A 20,002-nucleotide genomic window follows, 5' to 3' on the forward strand; every position below is an offset into this window, starting at 1 on the left:
GAATCACCACAATGAAGCGCTCATCAATGCCTCCACCTCCGAGCGCCCGCCTATGCAACAGCACGCCTTCAAAGAACTGTGGATCATCCTGCGCCTGGCCGGGCCGCTGATCGCATCCCAGATGGCGCACATGCTGATGGTCTTCACCGACACCGTGATGATGGGCAAACTCGGTCCCGAGTCCCTGGCCGGTGGCGGGTTGGGTGCTGCCAGTTACAACTTCGTGTCGTTTTTCTGCGTCGGCGTCATGGCGGCGGTTGGCACGTTGGTCGCCATTCGAAAAGGGGCAAACGACGACGCCGGCGCAACGCGTCTGACCCAGGCCGGGCTTTGGCTGGCGTGGGGCATGGCGCTGATCGCAGCCCTTATTCTGTGGAACCTTGAGCCGATCCTGCTGAATTTTGGCCAGGACGAAGCCAACGTGCACATGGCCAGCCAGTTTCTGATCACCCTGCCGCTCGCCCTGCCCGGCCTGCTGAGCTTCATGGCGCTACGCGGCTTCACCAGCGCACTGGGCCGTGCAACGCCGGTGATGGTTATCAGCCTGGTCGGCGTCGTGATGAATTTCGGGCTCAACTACGCGTTCATTCACGGCCTGTACGGTCTGCCGCACTGGGGCCTGCTGGGAATCGGACTGGTGACCGCCGTCGTGACCAACACAATGGCGCTGGCCCTGTGGCTGCACATTCGCTATCACAAGGCGTACGCGGCGTATCCGATTCACAAAGACCTGATGAACCTGTCGCGCAGTTGCCTCAAAGAGCTATGGCGTCTGGGTCTGCCCATCGGCGGGACGTACGCCGTGGAAGTCGGTCTGTTCACCTTCGCGGCGTTCTGCATGGGCGCAATGGGCAGCACGGAAATGGCGGCGCACCAGATCGCGCTGCAATCGGTGTCGATGGCTTTCATGATCCCGGTGGGCATTTCCTACGCGGTGACGATGCGTATCGGCTTGCATTACGGCGCGGGCAACGTGTTGCTCGCCCGCACGGCGGGACGGATGGGCATCGGCTTCGGCGGCCTGCTGATGTTGTTGTTCGGCATCCTGTTCTGGGTCGCGCCGCACGCGGTCATCGGCCTGTTCGTGGACGTCAACGATCCGAAATACCAGGGCGTGGTGGAATTGGCGGTGAAGCTACTGGCGATTGCCGCCTGGTTTGAAATTCTCGACGGCACGCAGACCATTGCGATGGGGGCGATTCGAGGGTTCAAGGACGCCAAGACCACCTTCCTGATAGGCCTGGCAAGTTATTGGGTCGTGGGGGCACCGCTGGCCTGGGGCTTCGGCTTTCTGGCGCATCAAGGCGCGGTGGGCGTGTGGTGGGGCCTGGCACTGGGCCTGCTGTGCTCGGCGGTTGCCCTCACCTACGCTTTCGAGCGCAAAACCACAAAGCTGCTGCGCAAAGAGGCGACAGGCGTTGTGGTGATGGGTTGATACAGAGCAATGGTAGGAGCGAGGCTTGTCCCGCGATCTGCCGGGAACCGGCAGCAAACCCGGCTGATGCGCTATCCCTGACACACCGAGGCGGATGACATGACTGCCGCTTCGCGCCAGATCGCGGGACAAGCCGCGCTCCTACATCAAACGCGCGGAATCAAACGCCCTGCGTCAACCGCCCTTTGCCTTCATCGAACATCAGATAATCCAGCAGCTCCGGCAACGCCAACGGATGGCTGATCAGATAGCCCTGCGCTTGATCGCAATTGAAGCTGCGCAGCAACGCCAGTTGTTCCGGGGTTTCAACGCCCTCGGCGACGACTTCCAGGCTCAGGTTGTGCGCCAGGTTGATCATGGCGTGAACCAGCTTGCGGTTCTCTTCGCGCTGTTCCATCTCGCCCACAAAGCTCTTGTCGATCTTGAGCAAGGTGATCGGCAGGCTGTTCAGGTGCACGAAGGATGAGAACCCGGTACCGAAGTCATCCAGTGAAAACCGCACGCCCAGTCGGCCCAGCGCGTCCATGGTCTGTTTGACCAAATCACTGCGCCGCATGACGGCAGTTTCGGTGAGTTCGAATTCCAGCCACTGCGCGTCCACGCCGCGATCCTCGATCAAACGGCTCAGGGTCGCCAGCAGCTGATTGTCCTGAAACTGCCGGAACGACAGGTTGATCGCCATGTGCAGCGGCGGCAGGCCTTTTTCGCGCAGCGTCTGCATGTCACGTAACGCCCGGGAAATCACCCAGTAACCGAGCGGCACAATCAGCCCGCTTTGCTCGGCCAGCGGCACGAACTCGCTGGGCGGCAGCAACCCACGTTCGGCATGACGCCAACGCACCAGCGCCTCCAGCCCCAGGATCTTTCCGCTGTTCAGGCACAGTCGCGGCTGGTAATGCAGTTCCAGCTCGTCGCGACGCAGCGCCCGGCGTAGTTCGCTTTCCAGGTCCGCGAGGCTACGGGCATTGCGGTTGATGCGTTCGTTGAAAACATGAAAGGTGCAGCCCTGCGTGCTTTTTGCCTGCTGCATGGCAATGTGGGCATGCCACATCAAGGGATCGGCGCCCGCGTCGGCACGGGCGTGAGCAATGCCCAGGCTGCAACCGATCAGCAGGCTTTCGCCGTCGACCCAATACGGCTCGGACAAGGCCTCGGTGATGCGCTCGGCCATCCATTCCGCCCGCTCCGGCGCGCGGCGCGTGTCGATCAGCAGGGCGAATTCGTCGCTGCCCAGGCGTGCAAGTTGATCGCACGCCTCAAGCTGACTTTTCAACCGCGCGACAACCTGAAGGATCAGCCGATCACCCGCTTGATGGCCGAGTGCATCGTTGGCACGGCGAAAGTTATCCAGGTCCAGATGCCCCAGCGCCAACCCGCGTCCGTCGAATTCGACCAGCCGAGCCGCCAGCAAAGTCTGAAAACCCTGGCGGTTGGCAATGCCGGTCAGCGGATCCTGTTCGGCCAGGCGTTGCAGGGTGTTTTCCAGCAGACCGCGCTCGCGCACGTGACGCAGGCAACGGCGCACGCTTTGAGGGGTCAGGCATTCGCGCACCAGCCAGTCAGCGACGCCCACCGGCTCCACGTCAGGCTCGGCGTCGAACAGCAGCACCGTTGGCCAGCTGCACTGCCCCGCCGTCGGTTGCAGCGCGTGCGTGGTGAAGAGAATGAACGCGTGCGAGGGATCGGCGGCATCGCCAATAGCGTCCCAGCTCGACGCACAGTCGAGAAACACGGCATCCCCGAGGGGCGCCAGGCACTCGCGTAATAACGCTGACCATTCCGGCGAATCCGCCAGAAGCAGCAAACGCAAGGGTTCGACAGGCGTAGCCAAGCTAGTTCCCCAACCAATCCAAAGACATTGATGCCCACTCAAATGAGGGCCATCAAACGCGACACTCATCCGCGTGATGCGCAAATGTAACAAAACGGGGAAATATAGATAGCGTGGCGCATCACAGTGTCGGACGGTCGCTCCACAATCCGTCGACCCTGTTAAAATGCCCGCCCATTTTTCAAACGATCCCTCTATTTCCTCATGTCCCGACTCAATCCCCGGCAACAAGAAGCCGTGAACTACGTCGGCGGCCCTCTTTTGGTGCTCGCCGGTGCTGGCTCCGGCAAGACCAGCGTGATCACACGCAAGATTGCCCACCTTATTCAGAACTGCGGCATTCGCGCGCAGTACATCGTCGCCATGACCTTTACCAACAAGGCGGCGCGGGAGATGAAGGAGCGGGTCGGTACCCTGCTGCGCAGCGGCGAAGGGCGCGGCCTGACGGTCTCGACGTTCCACAATCTGGGGCTGAACATCATTCGCAAGGAGCATGTACGGCTGGGCTACAAACCCGGTTTCTCGATTTTCGACGAGACCGACGTCAAGGCCCTGATGACCGACATCATGCAGAAGGAATACTCGGGCGACGACGGCGTCGACGAGATCAAGAACATGATTGGCGCCTGGAAGAACGACCTGATTCTGCCGGCTCAGGCCCTGGAAAACGCCCGAAACCCGAAGGAACAGACCGCCGCCATCGTCTACACCCACTACCAGCGCACGCTCAAGGCGTACAACGCGGTGGACTTCGACGACTTGATCCTGCTGCCGGTGAAGCTGTTCGAAGAGCACGCCGACATTCTGGAAAAGTGGCAGCACAAGGTCCGCTACCTGCTGGTGGACGAATACCAGGACACCAACGCCAGCCAGTACCTGCTGGTGAAAATGCTCATCGGCACGCGCTGCCAGTTCACCGTGGTAGGCGACGACGACCAGTCGATCTACGCCTGGCGCGGTGCGCGGCCGGAAAACCTGATGCTGCTCAAGGATGACTACCCTTCGCTGAAAGTGGTGATGCTGGAGCAGAACTACCGTTCCACCAGCCGTATCCTGCGCTGCGCCAACGTGCTGATCGCCAACAACCCGCACGCGTTCGAGAAGCAGTTGTGGAGCGAGATGGGCCACGGCGATGAAATCCGGGTGATTCGCTGCAAGAACGAGGACGCCGAAGCCGAGCGCGTGGCCGTGGAGATCCTCAGCCTGCACCTGCGTACCGACCGGCCGTACAGCGACTTCGCGATCCTGTATCGCGGGAACTACCAGGCCAAGCTGATCGAGCTGAAGCTTCAGCACCACCAGATTCCCTATCGGTTGTCCGGCGGGAACAGTTTCTTCGGCCGCCAGGAAGTGAAAGACCTGATGGCCTACTTCCGCCTGCTGGTGAACCCGGATGACGACAACGCCTTTCTGCGGGTGATCAACGTGCCGCGCCGGGAGATCGGCTCGACTACGCTGGAAAAGCTCGGCAATTACGCCACCGAGCGGAAAGTGTCGATGTACGCGGCCACCGACGAAATCGGCCTGGGCGAGCATCTGGACAGCCGGTTCACTGACCGCCTCAAGCGCTTCAAGCACTGGATGGACGGCGTGCGTCAGCAGTGCGCGACACAGGACCCGATCGCGGCCCTGCGCAGCATGGTCATGGACATCGACTACGAGAACTGGATTCGTCAGAACAGTTCCAGCGACAAAGCCGCCGATTACCGCATGGGCAACGTGTGGTTCCTGATCGAAGCGCTGAAAAATACGCTGGAGAAGGACGAAGAAGGCGGCATGACCATCGAGGAGGCGATCGGCAAACTGGTGCTGCGTGACATGCTTGAACGTCAGCAGGAAGAAGAAGACGGCGCCGAGGGTGTGCAGATGATGACCCTGCACGCCTCCAAGGGCCTGGAGTTTCCTTACGTGTTCATCATGGGCATGGAAGAGGAAATCCTCCCGCACCGTTCGAGTATCGAGGCCGACACCATTGAGGAAGAACGCCGTCTGGCCTACGTGGGCATCACCCGCGCCCGTCAGACGCTGGCGTTCACGTTTGCGGCCAAGCGTAAGCAATACGGCGAGATCATCGACTGCCTGCCCAGCCGTTTTCTCGATGAGCTGCCGCCGGACGATCTGGCCTGGGAAGGCAACGACGACACCCCCACCGAAGTGAAGGCCGTTCGCGGCAATACGGCATTGGCGGACATTCGCGCCATGCTGAAAAGATAAACATCAATTTCGCGCGTTTTGCGCCCTGAGGAACACCGACGTGGAAGCACTGCACAAGAAAATTCGCGAGGAAGGCATCGTACTTTCCGACCAGGTATTGAAGGTCGACGCGTTTCTGAACCATCAGATCGACCCGGTCCTGATGCAGCAGATCGGTGACGAGTTCGCCACGTTGTTCGCCAACTCGGGGATCACCAAGATCGTCACCATCGAGGCCTCGGGCATCGCGCCTGCGGTGATGACCGGCCTGAAACTGGGCATCCCGGTGATCTTCGCCCGCAAGCATCAGTCGCTGACCCTGACTGAAAACCTGTTCTCGGCCTCGGTGTATTCCTTCACCAAGCAGACCGAAAGCACCATCGCCATCAGTACGCGGCACCTGACCAGCAGCGACCGCGTGCTGATCATCGATGACTTCCTGGCCAACGGTAAGGCGTCCCAGGCGCTGATTTCGATCATCAAGCAGGCCGGCGCGACCGTGGCCGGGCTGGGTATCGTGATAGAGAAGTCGTTCCAGGGCGGCCGTGCAGAGCTGGACACACAGGGTTATCGCGTCGAATCGCTGGCCCGCGTCAAGTCGCTGAATGGCGGCGTGGTGACGTTCGTGGACTGATCCAGTCCGATGCAGGAGCGCGTTTGGTCAGCTATTGATTCCCAACGCTTTCAGCCGCCGATACAGCGTGCGCTCGCTCAACCCCAGATGCTTCGCCAATTCACTGCGCGAGCCGTCGAAGGCTTGCAGCGCATGGGCCAACGACTCCAGATCATTGCGCCCCGCAGAGCGAATGGCCAAGGGCGAAGATTGCTGGGCACGCACTTCCGGCGGTAAGTCCTGCGCGCGAATCACGCCGTCGTCCGTGAACAGCCGCGCCCGCTCCATGATGTTGCGCAGTTCGCGAATGTTGCCGGGGAATGGGTACAGACGCAGCAGCTTCATCGCGTCGTCATCGACCCTCGGCGCAGCGCCCGGCGCCAGCCGACGTAACAGGCTTTCGATCAGCAGCGGCAGGTCTTCACTGCGCTCTCGCAAGGAAGGCAGACGAATCGGGAACGCGCTGATGCGATAGAACAGGTCCTGACGGAAACTCCCCGCTGCGACCATTTCCTTGAGCGGCTTGTGCGTGGCCGCGACCAGACGGAAATCCGAATGAACCGTGCGCAGGCTGCCGACGGGACGAAAGCTCCCTGACTCGATCAGGCGCAGCAGTTTCACCTGCATCGCCAAGGGCACTTCCCCGATTTCGTCGAGAAACAACGTCCCGCCATGGGCGCTTTCCGCCAGGCCGATCTTGCGCTGCAGAGCGCCGGTGAACGCGCCTTTTTCGTAGCCGAACAGTTCGCTTTCCAGCAACGTCTCGGTCAATCCTGTGCAATCGACCACCACCAGCGGCCCACTGGCTCTGGGGCTTGCGGCGTGCAGCGCGCGAGCGAACAGTTCCTTACCGGTCCCGGACTCGCCTTGCAATAGCACGGGAATCTGCGACGGCGCGGCGCGCTGCAGCGCTGTCAGCGCTTCGTTGAAAGCAGCCGAACGCCCGACCAAGCCGCTTTGCTGTGGTTGAACGGACGCCACGGCTACGCTGTTCAGCCGCTCGACATACGCGAACACCTCGCCCCGGGCATCCAGAATCGGACGCAGCTCCACGTCCACATGCTCAGGACCACGGGGCGTGTGATGAATGTGCAGTACGCGTTCCGGCACCTTGGTTTCCGACGCTTTGCGCATTGGGCAATGCTCCCCGGCCTGATCGCAGGGCACGGCGAACTGATGGGACACGCGATAGCACTTGGCGCCCACATGGGGCCGCCCCTCCACACCAAATTGCCGTTGGTAAGCCGTGTTGGCGGCGACTATGTTGTAGTCAATGTCCAACACGATGGTGGGATGGGTGTCGTGCTCAAGATAGGACACCAGCGCCTGCATCTGCGGGCTGAAAAGAGCGTTTGAAGCGTTTGCCATGTGGATCTCCTGCGCGTAGCGCAAGGGTACTCCTTTGCCCCAGCCACTGCCATCGACTGCCACATGCTGCCAATTGACTGCCAGTTATGGCAGAGAACGCGTTTGCGTCTCGCTGCCCCAACAGCACAACCCCTTATAAACAGGCCTCGGTATCCAGATCAGACGCTGAAAATACGCTGGCATGGATATTGATCTCTCCAGCCAGCGACTGCCAACCGGTCTGGCATCAGGCATCTTCTGGAGAGAACCCATGAACATCGGCGAAACATTGTGCGTGGAGGCGTTTTTCGATCCGCAGACCTGGACCATCAGTTATCTGGTCATCGACCGCTCAACCCTCAAGGCCGCGTTGATCGACAGCGTGCTGGACTACGACCCCAAATCGGGAAGGACACACACCGAGTCGGCGGACAAGCTGATCGCCAGGGTTCGCGAACTGGGCGTCTCGGTCGAGTGGATTCTGGAAACCCACGTGCATGCCGACCATGTCTCGGCCGCTGCATACTTGAAAGAGCAACTCGGCGGTGCTGTCGCCATTGGCAGCCACATCACCCGCGTGCAGAAGGTGTTCGGCACACTGTTCAACGCCAAAGGGGAGTTCGCGCGCGATGGCAGCCAGTTCGACCGCTTGCTGGAAGATGACGCGCACTTTCAGATCGGTTCCTTGCAGGCCCGCGCAATGCATACACCCGGCCATACGCCCGCCTGCATGACCTACCTCATCGAAGCCGATGGCCAGACAGTGGGTTTTGTCGGCGACACGTTGTTCATGCCCGATTACGGCACGGCGCGCTGCGACTTCCCAGGCGCCGATGCGCGCACGCTGTATCGCTCGATTGGCCGGATTCTCAGCCTGCCGCCGCAAACACGTCTTTTCATGTGCCACGACTACCTGCCCAACGGCCGTAAGCTGATGTACATGACTACCGTGGCCGAACAGCGTGCCCACAACATCCACATTCGCGAAGGCATCGACGAAGACGCATTCGTCGAGATGCGCGAAAAGCGCGATGCGACGCTGGACATGCCCGTGCTGATCCTTCCTTCGGTGCAAATCAACATGCGCGGCGGCCACCTTCCGGAGCCGGAAGACAACGGTGTGCGGTATCTGAAGATCCCGATCAACGCCCTGTGACGCAAGCCGCCGGCGCCGATTGCGGTCGGTGCCCGACTTCAGATTTTTTTGGAAACAACTCCATGCCTGGCAACAAGACTCATCATCAAATCCTGATCATCGGCGCAGGCGCTGCGGGCATCGCCACCGCTTCCAGCCTGCTGGCGCGCGATGCGTCGCTGGACGTCGCGCTGATCGACCCCGCCGACACGCATTACTACCAGCCTGGCTGGACCATGGTCGGCGCGGGCATCTTCCAGCCCGAATCCACGGCCCGTAGCATGGCGACGGTAATCCCCGCCAAAGCACGCTGGATCAAGTCGGTGGTCGAGCGCTTCGATCCCACCCACAATCAAGTCGTACTCAGCGACGGCCGGGTCATCGGCTACGAGCAACTGGTGGTGTGCCCGGGCCTGAAACTGGACTGGGACGCCATCGACGGCCTTCGCGAAACCCTGGGCCGCCATGGCGTGACATCCAACTATCGCTACGATCTGGCGCCCTACACATGGCAACTGGCTCAGCAACTCAAACAGGGCCGCGCATTGTTCACGCAGCCGCCGATGCCCATCAAATGCGCCGGTGCGCCGCAAAAGGCCATGTACCTGTCCTGTGATCATTGGCTCAAAACCGATCGCCTTGCCCACATCAACACGGCGTTTCACAACGCGGGCGGCGTGCTGTTCGGGGTTGCCGAGTACGTGCCTGCGCTGATGGAGTACGTGCGTAAGTACAGCATCGACCTGAAGTTCGGTTCGAAACTGGTCGCGGTCGATGGCCCACAGCAGCGCGCAACGTTCGTTCGAACGCTGGCCGATGGTTCCAGCGAAACCGTCGAGCAGACCTTCGACATGCTTCACGTGGTGCCGCCGCAGATTGCACCGGATTTCATTCGGCAGAGCCCGCTGGCCGATGCGGCCGGCTGGGTTGACGTCGATCCCGCGACCTTGCGCCATCGCCAGTTCACCAACGTCCACGGATTGGGTGACGTGACCAACACCAGCAACGCCAAGACCGCAGCAGCGGCGAGAAAACAGGCGCCCGTGGTCGCCAATAACGTATTGGTGGCACTGAATCGGCGGGGACACTTGGCCCATTACGACGGCTATGGCTCCTGCCCGCTGACCGTGGAACGGGGCAAAATCGTCCTCGCCGAGTTCACCTACGGCGGCAAAGTCGCCCCGAGCTTCCCGAGCTGGCTGCTCGACGGGCGACGCCCGACGCGACTGGCCTGGTGGTTGAAAGCCGCCGCACTGCCGCATATTTACTGGCACGCGATGCTCAAGGGACGCGAATGGATGGCCCGACCGACACCGACGGTGGACGCCACCCACAATGCCTGAACACGAACTGATCGGAGCCGGCCTCGGCACAATCATTGGCGCGGTATTGGCACTCACCGGCGCGGGCGGCGGCATTCTCGCGGTGCCGCTGTTGGTGTTCGGACTGGGTTTATCGATGGTCGAGGCCGCGCCTGTCGGCTTGCTGGCGGTTGGGCTTGCGGCCGCCGTCGGTGCGTTGCTGGGCTTGCGCCAAGGCATCGTGCGGTATCGCGCCGCCTTGTTCATCGCGGTGATCGGTGTCTGCTTCGCCCCGCTGGGCTTATGGCTTGCTCATCAACTGCCCAACGCACCGTTGGCGCTGGGGTTCGCCGTGGTGCTGGTCTATGCGTGCGGGCGGATTTATCGCAAGGCCGCTCACGAGCTGCACCATGGTCAGCCCGCAGCACGCGCCGAATTCCTGCCTTGCGTTCTCAACCCGCTGGAAGGTCGCCTGCGCTGGACGCTGCCTTGCGCCCGTTCGCTGGCGATCACGGGCGTGATGTCGGGTGTGTTGTCGGGACTGCTCGGCGTGGGCGGCGGTTTCGTGATCATTCCGGCGCTGACCCGTTACACCGACCTGGACATGAAGAGCATTGTTGCGACATCTCTGGCCGTGATTGCACTGGTCTCGACTGCCAGCGTCATCACCGCCAGCGTCAGCGGTGTGATGCATTGGGCCGTGGGCGTGCCGTTTGCGGCAGGTGCGGTGGTCGGCCTGATCATCGGGCGACAGGCCGCAAGGTTTCTGGCCGGGCCAAGGCTGCAGCAGCTGTTTGCCGTAACCGGGATGATTGCAGCGGTGTTGTTGGTCGCGAAGACGCTGCTCTGACACGATCATCATGACCCGCTGGTTGCCTGCAACCCCGCCAGCAACAGTCGCTGATACAGCTCCTCGCGCAACCCTTGCGGCTGATCCAGTCCCATCCGCTGCAGGTGTTCGGGAAATGCATCCGGTTCCGGGGCTTCCAGCGTCGCCTTGCCAAGGTCGATCAGTTCAGTGAGCTTGAACTTACTCTTGAGCCAGTTCAGTGCGCGCAACAGATCCCGCTCAGGTGGCGTGAAATCGGTGCCCAACGGGTATTCGGTAAACAGCGAGGGAAAGCGGTCGCGAATCGCTTTCAGCCCTTGCGGGGTGTTCTGACTGAACAAAGGGTCGAGACGGAAGCCCTTGGGCAGCTTGCCCGCCTTCTGCGCCTGCTCAATCAAGCCCGGCTGAAAGCGTGAGTCGGTAATGTTGAGCAGGGCTTCGATCACGGCGGCATCGGTTTTGCCGCGCAGATCGGCAATGCCGTACTCGGTGATGACGATGTCCCGCAAATGCCGTGGAATCGTCGTGTGTCCGTATTCCCAGACGATATTGGAGCTGACGTCTCCACCCGACTCCCGCCAGCTGCGCAGAATCAAAATCGAACGCGCGCCTTCCAGTGCATGGGCCTGGGCAACGAAGTTGTATTGCCCGCCGACACCGCTGACCACACGCCCATCGGCCAACTGGTCGGAAACGGCTGCGCCGAGCAGCGTGACGGTGAATGCGCTGTTGATGAACCGCGCATCGCGTCGCTGCAGCCGCTTGAGCGTTTCGTCGCCATACAACTCGTTGATGTAGCTGATGGCGGTCATGTTGATCTGGGCCATCTGCGTGGGCGTCAACTCCCGCAGGCGCTCATAGAAGCTGCGCGGTCCCAGAAAGAAACCGCCATGGATCAACACGCCGTTGCCGTGAATGGACTCATCCAGCATCCCGGCATCGGCCTGCTTCTGCAACGCGGCGTCGGGGTAGACCTTACGCCGGATGATGCCGGCGTCCAGCAGCACCAACAACCCGTTAACCAGCATTTCGCTGCAGCCGTACAACCCGGTGGCGAACGGCATCACGCCGCCTTCTGCTTCGATCAGCGGCTTCCAGGTAGAGATACCCTCCAGTTCCGAAAGGCAGGCGCGATAGGCTTCATTGTCGGCCTGCCGCGCCAGCAGGGCTGCCGTCAGTGCGTCGCCCATCGAGCCGATGCCGATCTGCAAGGTGCCGCCGTCGCGGACCAGCGTACTGGCATACACGCCAATGAAATGATCCTGGACACCGACCGGCATGTTTGGCGTGGAAAACAGCGTGCTGCGCTCTTCGTGTTCGATCAGCAGATCAAAAGTGTCGAGGCTTACCTCGGCATCGCCCGGCATGTACGGGAGGTCGGCGTGAACATGCCCCAGCACCAGGATGGTTTCACCCAGAGACCTGCGCATTTCCACCATGGGCAAAAGGTCGAGGGTGATGTCGGGGTTGCAGCTCAGACTTAACCGGTCGCTGTGTTGCGGATCACGGGCCACCAGTTGAGCGATCAGGTTCAGGCCGCTGGCGTTGATGTCCCGCGCCGCATGGCTGTAATTGCTGCTGACGTAGTCCTGCTGCGCCTGAGTGCTGTTCAACAGGCTGCCGGGCTGCATGAAAAACTGCTCGACCTGCACGTTCGGCGGCAAGTTGTCCTTGTGCAGATCAGCCAGGAAATCCAGCTCGGGGTAGTCGCCGAAAACACGCTCAAGGAAAGGCTCGAGAAAGCGCCCCTGTAACCCATCACCCGCCGCAGGCCGCCCCAGGCACAGCGCGGTATAGATCGTCAGTTGCCGATCAGGCAGCGATTTGATGCGGGCATACAGCGCGTTGACAAACCGGTTGGGCTTGCCCAGCCCCAACGGCATGCCCATGCGAATGTGGGCAGGCAGCTCGGCCAGTACATGATCGACAGCTTGCTCGATGGAGCAGGAATGCGGCATCCGGCCTCTCCTGATTGTTATTCGATGGAGGTTGGACCGGGGATCGACGGGATTTGCTGCATCGAGCCCACTCCTGTAGGAGCGTGGTTTGTGTCTGAGCTGGATTTGGAGGATCAGCCGCGAGGCGGTCGCAAATTCCACATACACGGCGTGTCAGACAAACAATGTCTTCAGGTTTTACGACGACTTCGCCGCCGATCGCGGGACAAGCCACGCTCCTACAATAAAAAATGGCAATGCTTGTCGGCTCAATCGCGTCGGGTGTCCATCTCGACCAGCTTGTCCTCAATGAACTTTAGATGCTGGAACGCTCCGTTTTTCGGCCCGTATACCCAGAAACTGACTTTTACGGCATTGAGACGAGGCACTCCGTTCACTCGCGAAGCCGGCTCCTGATCCTCGCTGCGGTCAGGCGCACCGCATTTTTCGCGGACAACCGTTGCGGTATCGCCAAGGTTGATCAATGCAGTCCCGCAGCGCATGGTCGCCTGCGCAAAGTCGGCAAACATCAGACAAGGCAACAGCCATACCAGCGATGTTTTGCGAAACATAAGATCCTTTCAGTCCTACTGCAGCCCGGACATCTTCTTGATCGCGCCTTTGAGCTCTTCATCCGAGCAATCGGCGCAGGTGCCTTTAGGTGGCATGGAATTGATGCCGCTGATCGCCTTGGCCAGCAGACCGTCAAGGCCGCCCTGTTCTTTGGCGCGCTTGCCCCAATCGGCGCTGTCACCGATTTTCGGCGAGCCCAGCAGCCCGGTGCCATGGCAGGCGTTGCAGTGTTTGGCGATCACGTCGTCAGGGGATTTTGCGCCACCCGCGCCGCCGGCCGTGGCGGCGACGTCCATGCCGGGACATTCCTTGCCCTGGATGCAGACTTGTCCGACAGGCTCGAGTCGTTTGGCGAGGTCATCGCTGGTGGAGGCTTGGGCCGCAAAAGCCCAAAACGCGAGGAGTGCAACAGCAGCCAGGATCTTATTAGTAAGGTTCACGCTTTCACCCTCATGGTGGCTATAACGCCCCTGCGGTCACGGTAAGCCGCAGACGGCGAAAGTATAGCGGGTAGCCCGTTGGTCGTTACATCCCTGAGCACCGCAGGGTTATTCATGCGTCGACCTGCTGCTTCGGGCTCGCCCAATTCCCCGCGTGATGGCTCAGCGGGGGAAGGGTTTCGCGGATCAGAAATTCGCCGGCGTGGCAGCGCTGATGAGTCGCGCCGGAACGTCGAACGGATTACGGAAGCGATGAGGTCGGGTGCTTTCGAAATAGTAGCTGTCGCCTGCCTCAAGCACATAAGTATCGAGGCCAACGACAAGCTCCAGTCGTCCCTCGACCAGAATGCCGGTCTCTTCGCCCTCGTGAACGAGCATTTCTTCGCCGGTGTCGGCGCCTGGCGGATACACCTCGGTCAGGAACGCGATGGCCCTGTCTGGATGAGACTTGCCGACCAGTTTCATGGTGACGGCGCCGTCCGAGATATCGATCAGCTCGCTGGCCTTGTAGACCACTTGGGTCGGGTTTTCTGGCTCAAGCTCTTCCGAAAAGAACTCCACCATGGACATCGGTATGCCGCCCAGCACCTTGCGCAGGGAACTGATCGAGGGACTCACGCTGTTTTTCTCGATCATGGAAATGGTGCTGTTGGTCACGCCCGCTCGCTTGGCGAGTTCGCGCTGGGACAGACCTTTGAGTTTACGAATGGATTGCAGTCGTTCACCGACGTCCAATGCTGGAGTCCTCCTGATAATCAAATACGGTCAAGTGGCCGCCATGATGGCGACCGCGTTCAGTATTTACAACACTTGACCCGATTAGCAAAGGGACCCGCGGCCGCCATGGGCCGCAAAGGGTTCGGACGAATGAAGCGACCAGCGCGTTCAATCCCCGGAATAGAGCCTTGGCACGCGCTTGAGGTTGCAGAAGATCTGATAAGGAATGGTCCCTGCGTGGGTGGCGACGTCGCTGGCCAGCACGTTTTTGCCCCAGAGCTCGACTCGGCTGCCTACACCTGCGGCCGGCACGTGGGTCAGGTCGACACACAGCATGTCCATCGACACGCGCCCCAACAGCTGGCTGCGATGCCCGTCGATCATCACCGGTGTACCGGTCGGCGCCTGACGCGGGTACCCGTCGGCATAACCCATCGCGACCACGCCGATGCGCATGTTGCGGTCGGTCACGAAAGCCCCGCCGTAACCCACCGGCTCGCCGGCTGGCAGCTCACGCACGCAGATCACTTTGGATTCCAGCGTCATCACGGGCTGCAGGCGATCGGCTACCGATTGCGGCTGATCAAAGGGCGTCGCGCCATACAACATGATGCCGGGCCGCACCCAGTCGCTCGGCACGTTGGGCCAGCCCATCACGCCGGGCGAGTTGCGCAAGCTGACCTCGGCCGACAGCCCTTCGCGAGCCGACTGAAAGATCGCCACTTGCTCGTCCGTGCGAGCACTGCCCAGCTCATCAGCCCGTGCAAAGTGAGTCATCAACACGACCTTGGCGACTTTCTCGCTGGCCAGCAGGCGTTTGTAGGCCGACTCATAGTCCGCCGGGTGAACACCCACGCGGTGCATACCCGAGTCCATCTTCAGCCAGATGTTCAGCGGCTTGCCGACGATGGTCTGCTCGATGGCGTCGAGTTGCCACAGCGAATGCACCACGCACCAGAAATCGTGCTCGACGATCAGCGGCAGTTCGTCGGCCTCAAAAAACCCTTCCAGCAACAGAATCGGCGCACAAATACCGGCCTGGCGTAGCTCCAGGGCTTCTTCGATGCAGGCCACCGCAAAACCATCGGCCTGGGCTTCGAGCGCCTGGGCAACGCGTACGGCACCGTGCCCATAGGCATCGGCCTTGATCACGGCAAGCGCCTTCGCGCCTGTGGTTTCACGGGCCAGTTGATAGTTGTGGCGCAGGGCGGAGAGATCGATGAGGGCGCGGGCTGGACGCATGGCAAGGCTTCTGGTTTAGGAGATATTGAACTGTAGGAGCGCGCTTGCCCGCGATTGCAATTTATCTGTGACATCCAGGCTGACTGACACAGCGCCTTCGCGGGCAAGCGCGCTCCTGCAAGGGTTGGGCGTTTTTTACGGCAACGCTGCCGTCACCGACAATTCAACCAGAATTTCCGGTTCACACAGCTTGGCTTCAACGGTGGCACGGGCTGGCGCGACGCCCTTGGGCAGCCATTTGTCCCATACGCTGTTCATCCCGGCGAAATGCGCGTCGATGTCTTTCAGGTAAATCGTCACCGACAGAATGCGGCTCTTGTCGGTACCGGCCAGGTCCAGCAGGCGCTCGATGGAGTTAAGCGTCCCGCGGGTCTGTTGTTCGATACCCGCCGCCATGTCATCACCCACTTGGCCGGACAGGTAAACGGTGCCGTTGTGGACGACGATCTGGCTCATGCGCTCATTGGTGAGCTGGCGCTGGATTGACATGTTTTGCGATCTCCTTGGAGCTTCCGTAGCGGGAAATATCGAGGCCTGCGGCGCTGATCTGTGGCGTTTTGCGAGCGATCAGATCGGCCAGCAAACGACCGGAACCGCAGGCCATGGTCCAGCCAAGTGTTCCGTGGCCGGTATTGAGGAACAGGTTGCGATACGGTGTAGCACCGACGATGGGCGTGCCATCCGGGGTGGTTGGACGCAGACCGGTCCAGAAACTGGCCTCGGTCAGGTCGCCGCCCTGAGGATAGAGATCGTTGACGATCATCTCCAGCGTTTCACGCCGGCGAGGATTGAGCGACAGGTCAAAACCGGCGATTTCCGCCATGCCGCCCACTCGGATCCGGTTGTCGAAACGGGTGATCGCAACCTTGTAGGTCTCGTCGAGAATGGTCGAGGTTGGCGCCATGTCGGGGTTGGTGATCGGCACGGTCAGCGAGTAACCCTTGAGCGGGTATACCGGCGCCTTGATGCCCAGCGGCTTGAGCAATTGCGGCGAGTAGCTGCCCAACGCCAGCACGTAGCGATCAGCCGTCTCCAGTTTGCCGTTGACGCGCACGCCGTTGATCCGGTCGCCCGCGAAGTCGATCGACTCGATCGACTGGCCGAATCGGAATTCAACGCCTAACTTCACACACATCTGTGCCAGACGCGTAGTGAACAGCTGGCAATCGCCCGTCTGGTCGTTTGGCAAACGCAGGGCGCCGCTGAGGATGTTGCTGACGCTGGCCAGCGCGGGCTCGACGCGGGCAATGCCTTCGCGGTCCAGGACCTCGTACGGCACACCCGCCTGCTCGAGGACGGCGATGTCCTTGGCGGCGTTGTCCAGTTGCTCTTGCGTACGGAACAGTTGCGTGGTGCCCAGGCTACGGCCTTCGTAGGCAATGCCGGTTTCTGCGCGCAGTTCGTCAAGGCAGTCGCGGCTGTACTCGGACAGACGCACCATGCGCTCCTTATTCACCGCATAGCGGTTCTGCGTGCAGTTGCGCAGCATTTGCGCCATCCACAGGTATTGATCGATGTCGGCGGTTGCCTTGATCGCCAGCGGCGCGTGGCGCTGCAACAACCATTTGATGGCTTTGAGCGGTACGCCCGGTGCGGCCCACGGCGATGCATAGCCCGGCGACACCTGCCCGGCGTTGGCAAAGCTGGTTTCCATGGCAGCGGCAGGCTGACGGTCTACCACCGTCACCTCGAAGCCCGCACGGGCCAGGTAATAAGCACTGGTGACACCGATTACGCCACTTCCAAGGACCAGGACGCGCATGTTGATTTCCTCATCGCGGATATCCGCTGACGTTTTGAAGTTTTAAGCAAGGATGTGGGCAGTATAAAAAGCATTGAGCAGTGCTTTTCACTATATAAGCGCCTATATTCGGCGTTAATTCTCGACAACCAAGGCTTTAGCAGAGGGGGTAAGCCATGCGCACCCAACACCAGTCAAAACGTGAGCTGGACAAGATCGATCGCAACATCCTGCGCATCCTGCAGAGCGACGGCAGAATTTCCTTCACGGAGCTGGGCGAACGCGTGGGCCTCTCTACCACGCCCTGTACAGAACGGGTCCGTCGCCTCGAGCGCGAAGGCATCATCATGGGCTACAACGCCCGGCTCAATCCGCAGAACCTGAAGGCTAGTCTGCTGGTGTTCGTCGAGATCAGTCTGGATTACAAATCGGGCGACACATTTGAGGAATTCCGCCGAGCGGTCCTCAAACTGCCTCATGTGCTGGAGTGTCACCTCGTCTCGGGTGACTTCGACTACCTGGTAAAAGCGCGCATCTCGGAGATGGCCTCCTACCGCAAGCTGCTGGGCGACATCCTGCTCAAGCTGCCGCATGTGCGCGAGTCCAAGAGCTACATCGTGATGGAAGAGGTGAAGGAGAGCCTGAACCTGCCGATTCCGGAATAATGAACGCCGCACGTCATCCGTAGGAGCGTGGCTTGTTCCGCGATCTGTCGCGAAGCGACAGCAAAATCGGGCAACGGGGCCGTATCTGATGCACCGCATTATCCGGATTTGCGGCCGGTTCCCGTCCGATCGCGGGACAAGCCACGCTCCTACAAAGATTGGTGGCGTCAATCAAACCAACACCTGCCGCGTCGACGCAATGTACTCATGCACCTGTTTCTCCACCCGCGGGTGAATCAGCTCCGCAGGGCGGCGGCCGTTGGGGCATGGCAGGGTTTGGGTGGTGCCGAACAACCGGCAGATGAGCGGGCGCTCGTCATACACCGTGCAGCCGTCGGGCCCCAGGTGCACACAGTTCAACTCATTGAGCGCCGCTTCCTGCTCCGCGGCCGTCTTGCGTGGCAAGCGCGCCATCTCCTCGGACGACGTCGTCACCGGCCCACAGCAATCGTGGCAGCCGGGCACGCATTCGAAGGACGGGATCTGCCGCCGCAAATCGCGGATTTTCTGGCTGTTGCAGCTCATCGCGTGAAATTTCCCTGTCAAAGCCGACATTGTGCCCCACCCTCTGGACAGGGGACAGCCGCCCGCCCTTCCTTGCCCGAGCGACAACCCGCAGGCTACCCTCCGTAAAATTTTCCAAACAGCCTCCCGAGAATCGCCATGGACGCCCGCGCTCGACCGAACCACCCCTCTAGTCACGCCGCCTCTTATTACGCGGCCAGCTCTCAAGCACAGCCTGATGAACCTGCCTTGAGCGGGGAAGTAAACGTGGACGTCTGCGTGGTCGGCGGCGGCTTTACAGGACTGAACACGGCGATCGAACTGGCCGAGCGTGGACTGAGTGTCGCATTGCTTGAAGCGCACACGATCGGATGGGGCGCCAGCGGCCGCAACGGCGGGCAGTTGATTCGCGGCGTGGGCCATCACGTCGAGCGCTTTCGCGACGTGATCGGCGACAGCGGCGTGCGTGAGTTAAAACGGATGGGGCTGGAAGCCGTCGAGATTGTCCGTCAGCGCGTGGAGAAATACCGGATCGACTGCGACCTTACGTGGGGCTATTGCGACCTGGCCAACAAACCCAGGGAATTCGACGGTTTCGCCGAGGATGCAGAGGAACTGCGCGGACTGGGCTATCGCCATGAATTGCAGCTGATAGCGCCCGACGACCTGCGCAGCGTCATCGGTTCAGGCAATTACGCGGGCGGCATGCTGGACATGGGCTCGGGCCATTTGCATCCGCTGAACCTGGCGCTGGGTGAGGCCGCCGTTGCGAAATCACTGGGCGTTCAACTGTTCGAACATTCGCCCGTGATCCGCCTCGAGTACGGCGCACAGGTCAAGGTGCATACCGCGCAGGGCCTGGTTCGCGCCGACACGCTGGTGCTGGGCTGCAACGCTTATTTGAACGATCTGGACCCGACCCTGAGCGGCAAGGTCCTGCCAGCTGGCAGTTACATCATTGCCACCGAGCCTTTGGGCGACGACTTGGCGCAGCAACTGCTTCCGCGCAATACCGCCATGTGTGACCAGCGAGTGGCGGTGGATTACTTCCGGCTCTCGGCCGACAAGCGCCTGCTGTTTGGCGGCGCCTGCCACTATTCCGGGCGCGATCCGCAGGACATCGGTGCGTACATGCAGCCGAAAATGCTCAAGGTCTTTCCACAGCTCAAGGACGTGAAGATTGATTTTCAGTGGGGCGGGATGATCGGCATCGGCGCCAATCGTCTGCCGCAGATAGGGCGTCTGGATGAGCATCCGAATGTGTTCTATGCCCAGGCGTATGCGGGTCATGGGCTCAATGCCACGCATCTGGCGGGCAAGTTACTGGGTGAAGCCATCAGTGGTCAGCACAGTAGCGGCTTCGACGTGTTCGCCAAGGTTCCACACATGGCCTTCCCGGGCGGCAAACATCTGCGCTCGCCTTTGCTGGCGCTGGGGATGCTTTGGCATCGGCTCAAGAGCTGGTCCGGATCAGATGGCGCAGCCTTGTAGGAGCCGCC

Annotated in this window: 18 protein-coding genes; 8 read left to right on the forward strand and 10 right to left on the reverse strand. The window is 61.0% G+C overall.

All coding sequences use genetic code 11. From position 1 onward, the window contains the following. Positions 1–52 precede the first annotated feature (52 nt). Positions 53–1,435: a NorM family multidrug efflux MATE transporter gene (locus BLS87_RS19455; RefSeq protein WP_074754951.1), complete on the forward strand. Its 1,383-nt coding sequence runs from the start codon at positions 53–55 to the stop codon at positions 1,433–1,435. Positions 1,436–1,595: 160 nt separating this feature from the next. On the opposite strand, the gene BLS87_RS19460 is transcribed toward BLS87_RS19455, so the two are convergent. Continuing rightward, positions 1,596–3,266 carry a putative bifunctional diguanylate cyclase/phosphodiesterase gene (locus tag BLS87_RS19460; protein WP_074754651.1) on the reverse strand — a complete coding sequence of 557 codons (1,671 nt, stop codon included), beginning with the start codon at positions 3,264–3,266 and terminating at the stop codon, positions 1,596–1,598. A 204-nt stretch (positions 3,267–3,470) separates the two neighbouring features. Between BLS87_RS19460 and rep the strand changes: the two genes are divergently transcribed. Further along, positions 3,471–5,480, forward strand: a complete 2,010-nt coding sequence (gene rep / locus BLS87_RS19465) for a DNA helicase Rep (protein WP_074754653.1) — start codon at positions 3,471–3,473, stop codon at positions 5,478–5,480. Between the two features lie 40 nt (positions 5,481–5,520). Beyond that, positions 5,521–6,093, forward strand: coding sequence for a xanthine phosphoribosyltransferase (locus BLS87_RS19470; RefSeq protein ID WP_074754655.1), 573 nt, complete (start codon positions 5,521–5,523; stop codon positions 6,091–6,093). A gap of 27 nt (positions 6,094–6,120) precedes the next feature. Here BLS87_RS19470 and BLS87_RS19475 read toward each other — a convergent pair whose 3' ends face one another. Further along, the gene (locus BLS87_RS19475) at positions 6,121–7,440 is read right to left on the reverse strand and encodes a sigma-54 interaction domain-containing protein (RefSeq protein WP_074754657.1); all 1,320 of its coding nucleotides are present in this window, start codon (positions 7,438–7,440) and stop codon (positions 6,121–6,123) included. A gap of 250 nt (positions 7,441–7,690) precedes the next feature. Between BLS87_RS19475 and BLS87_RS19480 the strand changes: the two genes are divergently transcribed. The 3 genes from BLS87_RS19480 (at position 7,691) to BLS87_RS19490 (ending at position 10,705) form a co-directional block, all read left to right on the forward strand. After that, a complete protein-coding gene (locus BLS87_RS19480; RefSeq protein WP_074754659.1) occupies positions 7,691–8,575 on the forward strand; it encodes an MBL fold metallo-hydrolase in 885 nt (294 codons plus the stop codon). A gap of 62 nt (positions 8,576–8,637) precedes the next feature. After that, positions 8,638–9,897: an NAD(P)/FAD-dependent oxidoreductase gene (locus BLS87_RS19485; RefSeq protein ID WP_074754661.1), complete on the forward strand. Its 1,260-nt coding sequence runs from the start codon at positions 8,638–8,640 to the stop codon at positions 9,895–9,897. Then, the gene (locus tag BLS87_RS19490) at positions 9,890–10,705 is read left to right on the forward strand and encodes a sulfite exporter TauE/SafE family protein (RefSeq protein WP_074754663.1); all 816 of its coding nucleotides are present in this window, start codon (positions 9,890–9,892) and stop codon (positions 10,703–10,705) included. Before BLS87_RS19485 ends, BLS87_RS19490 begins: the two co-directional genes overlap by 8 nt. An 8-nt stretch (positions 10,706–10,713) precedes the next feature. On the opposite strand, the gene BLS87_RS19495 is transcribed toward BLS87_RS19490, so the two are convergent. The 7 genes from BLS87_RS19495 to dadA all read right to left on the reverse strand — a co-directional run bounded on the left by BLS87_RS19495 (position 10,714) and on the right by dadA (position 17,355). Continuing rightward, entirely contained in the window at positions 10,714–12,642 is a 1,929-nt protein-coding gene (locus BLS87_RS19495) for an acetyl-CoA hydrolase/transferase C-terminal domain-containing protein (RefSeq protein WP_074754665.1), read from the reverse strand. Between the two features lie 248 nt (positions 12,643–12,890). After that, positions 12,891–13,193 (reverse strand): DUF2845 domain-containing protein, encoded by a 303-nt coding sequence (locus BLS87_RS19500; RefSeq protein ID WP_074754667.1) that lies wholly within the window; start codon positions 13,191–13,193, stop codon positions 12,891–12,893. 15 nt (positions 13,194–13,208) lie between these two features. Further along, positions 13,209–13,634, reverse strand: coding sequence for a c-type cytochrome (locus BLS87_RS19505; protein WP_074754669.1), 426 nt, complete (start codon positions 13,632–13,634; stop codon positions 13,209–13,211). A gap of 186 nt (positions 13,635–13,820) precedes the next feature. Continuing rightward, positions 13,821–14,369, reverse strand: coding sequence for a cupin domain-containing protein (locus tag BLS87_RS19510; protein WP_074754671.1), 549 nt, complete (start codon positions 14,367–14,369; stop codon positions 13,821–13,823). Positions 14,370–14,519: 150 nt separating this feature from the next. Continuing rightward, complete coding sequence (gene alr / locus BLS87_RS19515; protein WP_074754673.1) at positions 14,520–15,593, reverse strand: alanine racemase; 1,074 nt, start codon at positions 15,591–15,593, stop codon at positions 14,520–14,522. A gap of 135 nt (positions 15,594–15,728) precedes the next feature. Continuing rightward, positions 15,729–16,082 (reverse strand): RidA family protein, encoded by a 354-nt coding sequence (locus BLS87_RS19520; RefSeq protein WP_074754675.1) that lies wholly within the window; start codon positions 16,080–16,082, stop codon positions 15,729–15,731. Then, a complete protein-coding gene (gene dadA / locus BLS87_RS19525; protein WP_074754677.1) occupies positions 16,054–17,355 on the reverse strand; it encodes a D-amino acid dehydrogenase in 1,302 nt (433 codons plus the stop codon). The genes BLS87_RS19520 and dadA overlap by 29 nt, the downstream gene beginning before the upstream one ends. A gap of 155 nt (positions 17,356–17,510) precedes the next feature. Here dadA and dadR point away from each other — a divergent pair, with 155 nt between their 5' ends. Then, positions 17,511–17,999 carry a transcriptional regulator DadR gene (dadR, locus tag BLS87_RS19530; RefSeq protein WP_074754679.1) on the forward strand — a complete coding sequence of 163 codons (489 nt, stop codon included), beginning with the start codon at positions 17,511–17,513 and terminating at the stop codon, positions 17,997–17,999. Positions 18,000–18,170: 171 nt separating this feature from the next. Here the strand turns inward: dadR and BLS87_RS19535 are convergent, their stop codons facing one another. Beyond that, the gene (locus tag BLS87_RS19535; protein WP_074754681.1) at positions 18,171–18,524 is read right to left on the reverse strand and encodes a YkgJ family cysteine cluster protein; all 354 of its coding nucleotides are present in this window, start codon (positions 18,522–18,524) and stop codon (positions 18,171–18,173) included. Positions 18,525–18,662: 138 nt separating this feature from the next. Between BLS87_RS19535 and BLS87_RS19540 the strand changes: the two genes are divergently transcribed. Then, entirely contained in the window at positions 18,663–19,994 is a 1,332-nt protein-coding gene (locus tag BLS87_RS19540) for an NAD(P)/FAD-dependent oxidoreductase (protein ID WP_074754683.1), read from the forward strand. Positions 19,995–20,002: the final 8 nt, after the last annotated feature.

Origin of the sequence: Pseudomonas abietaniphila (assembly GCF_900100795.1) — a bacterium.
Classification (GTDB): domain Bacteria; phylum Pseudomonadota; class Gammaproteobacteria; order Pseudomonadales; family Pseudomonadaceae; genus Aquipseudomonas; species Aquipseudomonas abietaniphila.

Bases quoted from the DNA above. Each gene is read 5' to 3' on its own strand.
- BLS87_RS19455 (WP_074754951.1), top strand. From the start codon at position 53: ATGCAACAGCACGCCTTCAAAGAACTGTGGATCATCCTGCGCCTGGCC.
- rep (WP_074754653.1), top strand. From the start codon at position 3,471: ATGTCCCGACTCAATCCCCGGCAACAAGAAGCCGTGAACTACGTCGGC.
- BLS87_RS19475 (WP_074754657.1), bottom strand. From the start codon at position 7,440: ATGGCAAACGCTTCAAACGCTCTTTTCAGCCCGCAGATGCAGGCGCTG.
- BLS87_RS19480 (WP_074754659.1), top strand. From the start codon at position 7,691: ATGAACATCGGCGAAACATTGTGCGTGGAGGCGTTTTTCGATCCGCAG.
- BLS87_RS19485 (WP_074754661.1), top strand. From the start codon at position 8,638: ATGCCTGGCAACAAGACTCATCATCAAATCCTGATCATCGGCGCAGGC.
- BLS87_RS19490 (WP_074754663.1), top strand. From the start codon at position 9,890: ATGCCTGAACACGAACTGATCGGAGCCGGCCTCGGCACAATCATTGGC.
- BLS87_RS19495 (WP_074754665.1), bottom strand. From the start codon at position 12,642: ATGCCGCATTCCTGCTCCATCGAGCAAGCTGTCGATCATGTACTGGCC.
- BLS87_RS19500 (WP_074754667.1), bottom strand. From the start codon at position 13,193: ATGTTTCGCAAAACATCGCTGGTATGGCTGTTGCCTTGTCTGATGTTT.
- alr (WP_074754673.1), bottom strand. From the start codon at position 15,593: ATGCGTCCAGCCCGCGCCCTCATCGATCTCTCCGCCCTGCGCCACAAC.
- BLS87_RS19520 (WP_074754675.1), bottom strand. From the start codon at position 16,082: ATGTCAATCCAGCGCCAGCTCACCAATGAGCGCATGAGCCAGATCGTC.
- dadA (WP_074754677.1), bottom strand. From the start codon at position 17,355: ATGCGCGTCCTGGTCCTTGGAAGTGGCGTAATCGGTGTCACCAGTGCT.
- dadR (WP_074754679.1), top strand. From the start codon at position 17,511: ATGCGCACCCAACACCAGTCAAAACGTGAGCTGGACAAGATCGATCGC.
- BLS87_RS19535 (WP_074754681.1), bottom strand. From the start codon at position 18,524: ATGAGCTGCAACAGCCAGAAAATCCGCGATTTGCGGCGGCAGATCCCG.
- BLS87_RS19540 (WP_074754683.1), top strand. From the start codon at position 18,663: ATGGACGCCCGCGCTCGACCGAACCACCCCTCTAGTCACGCCGCCTCT.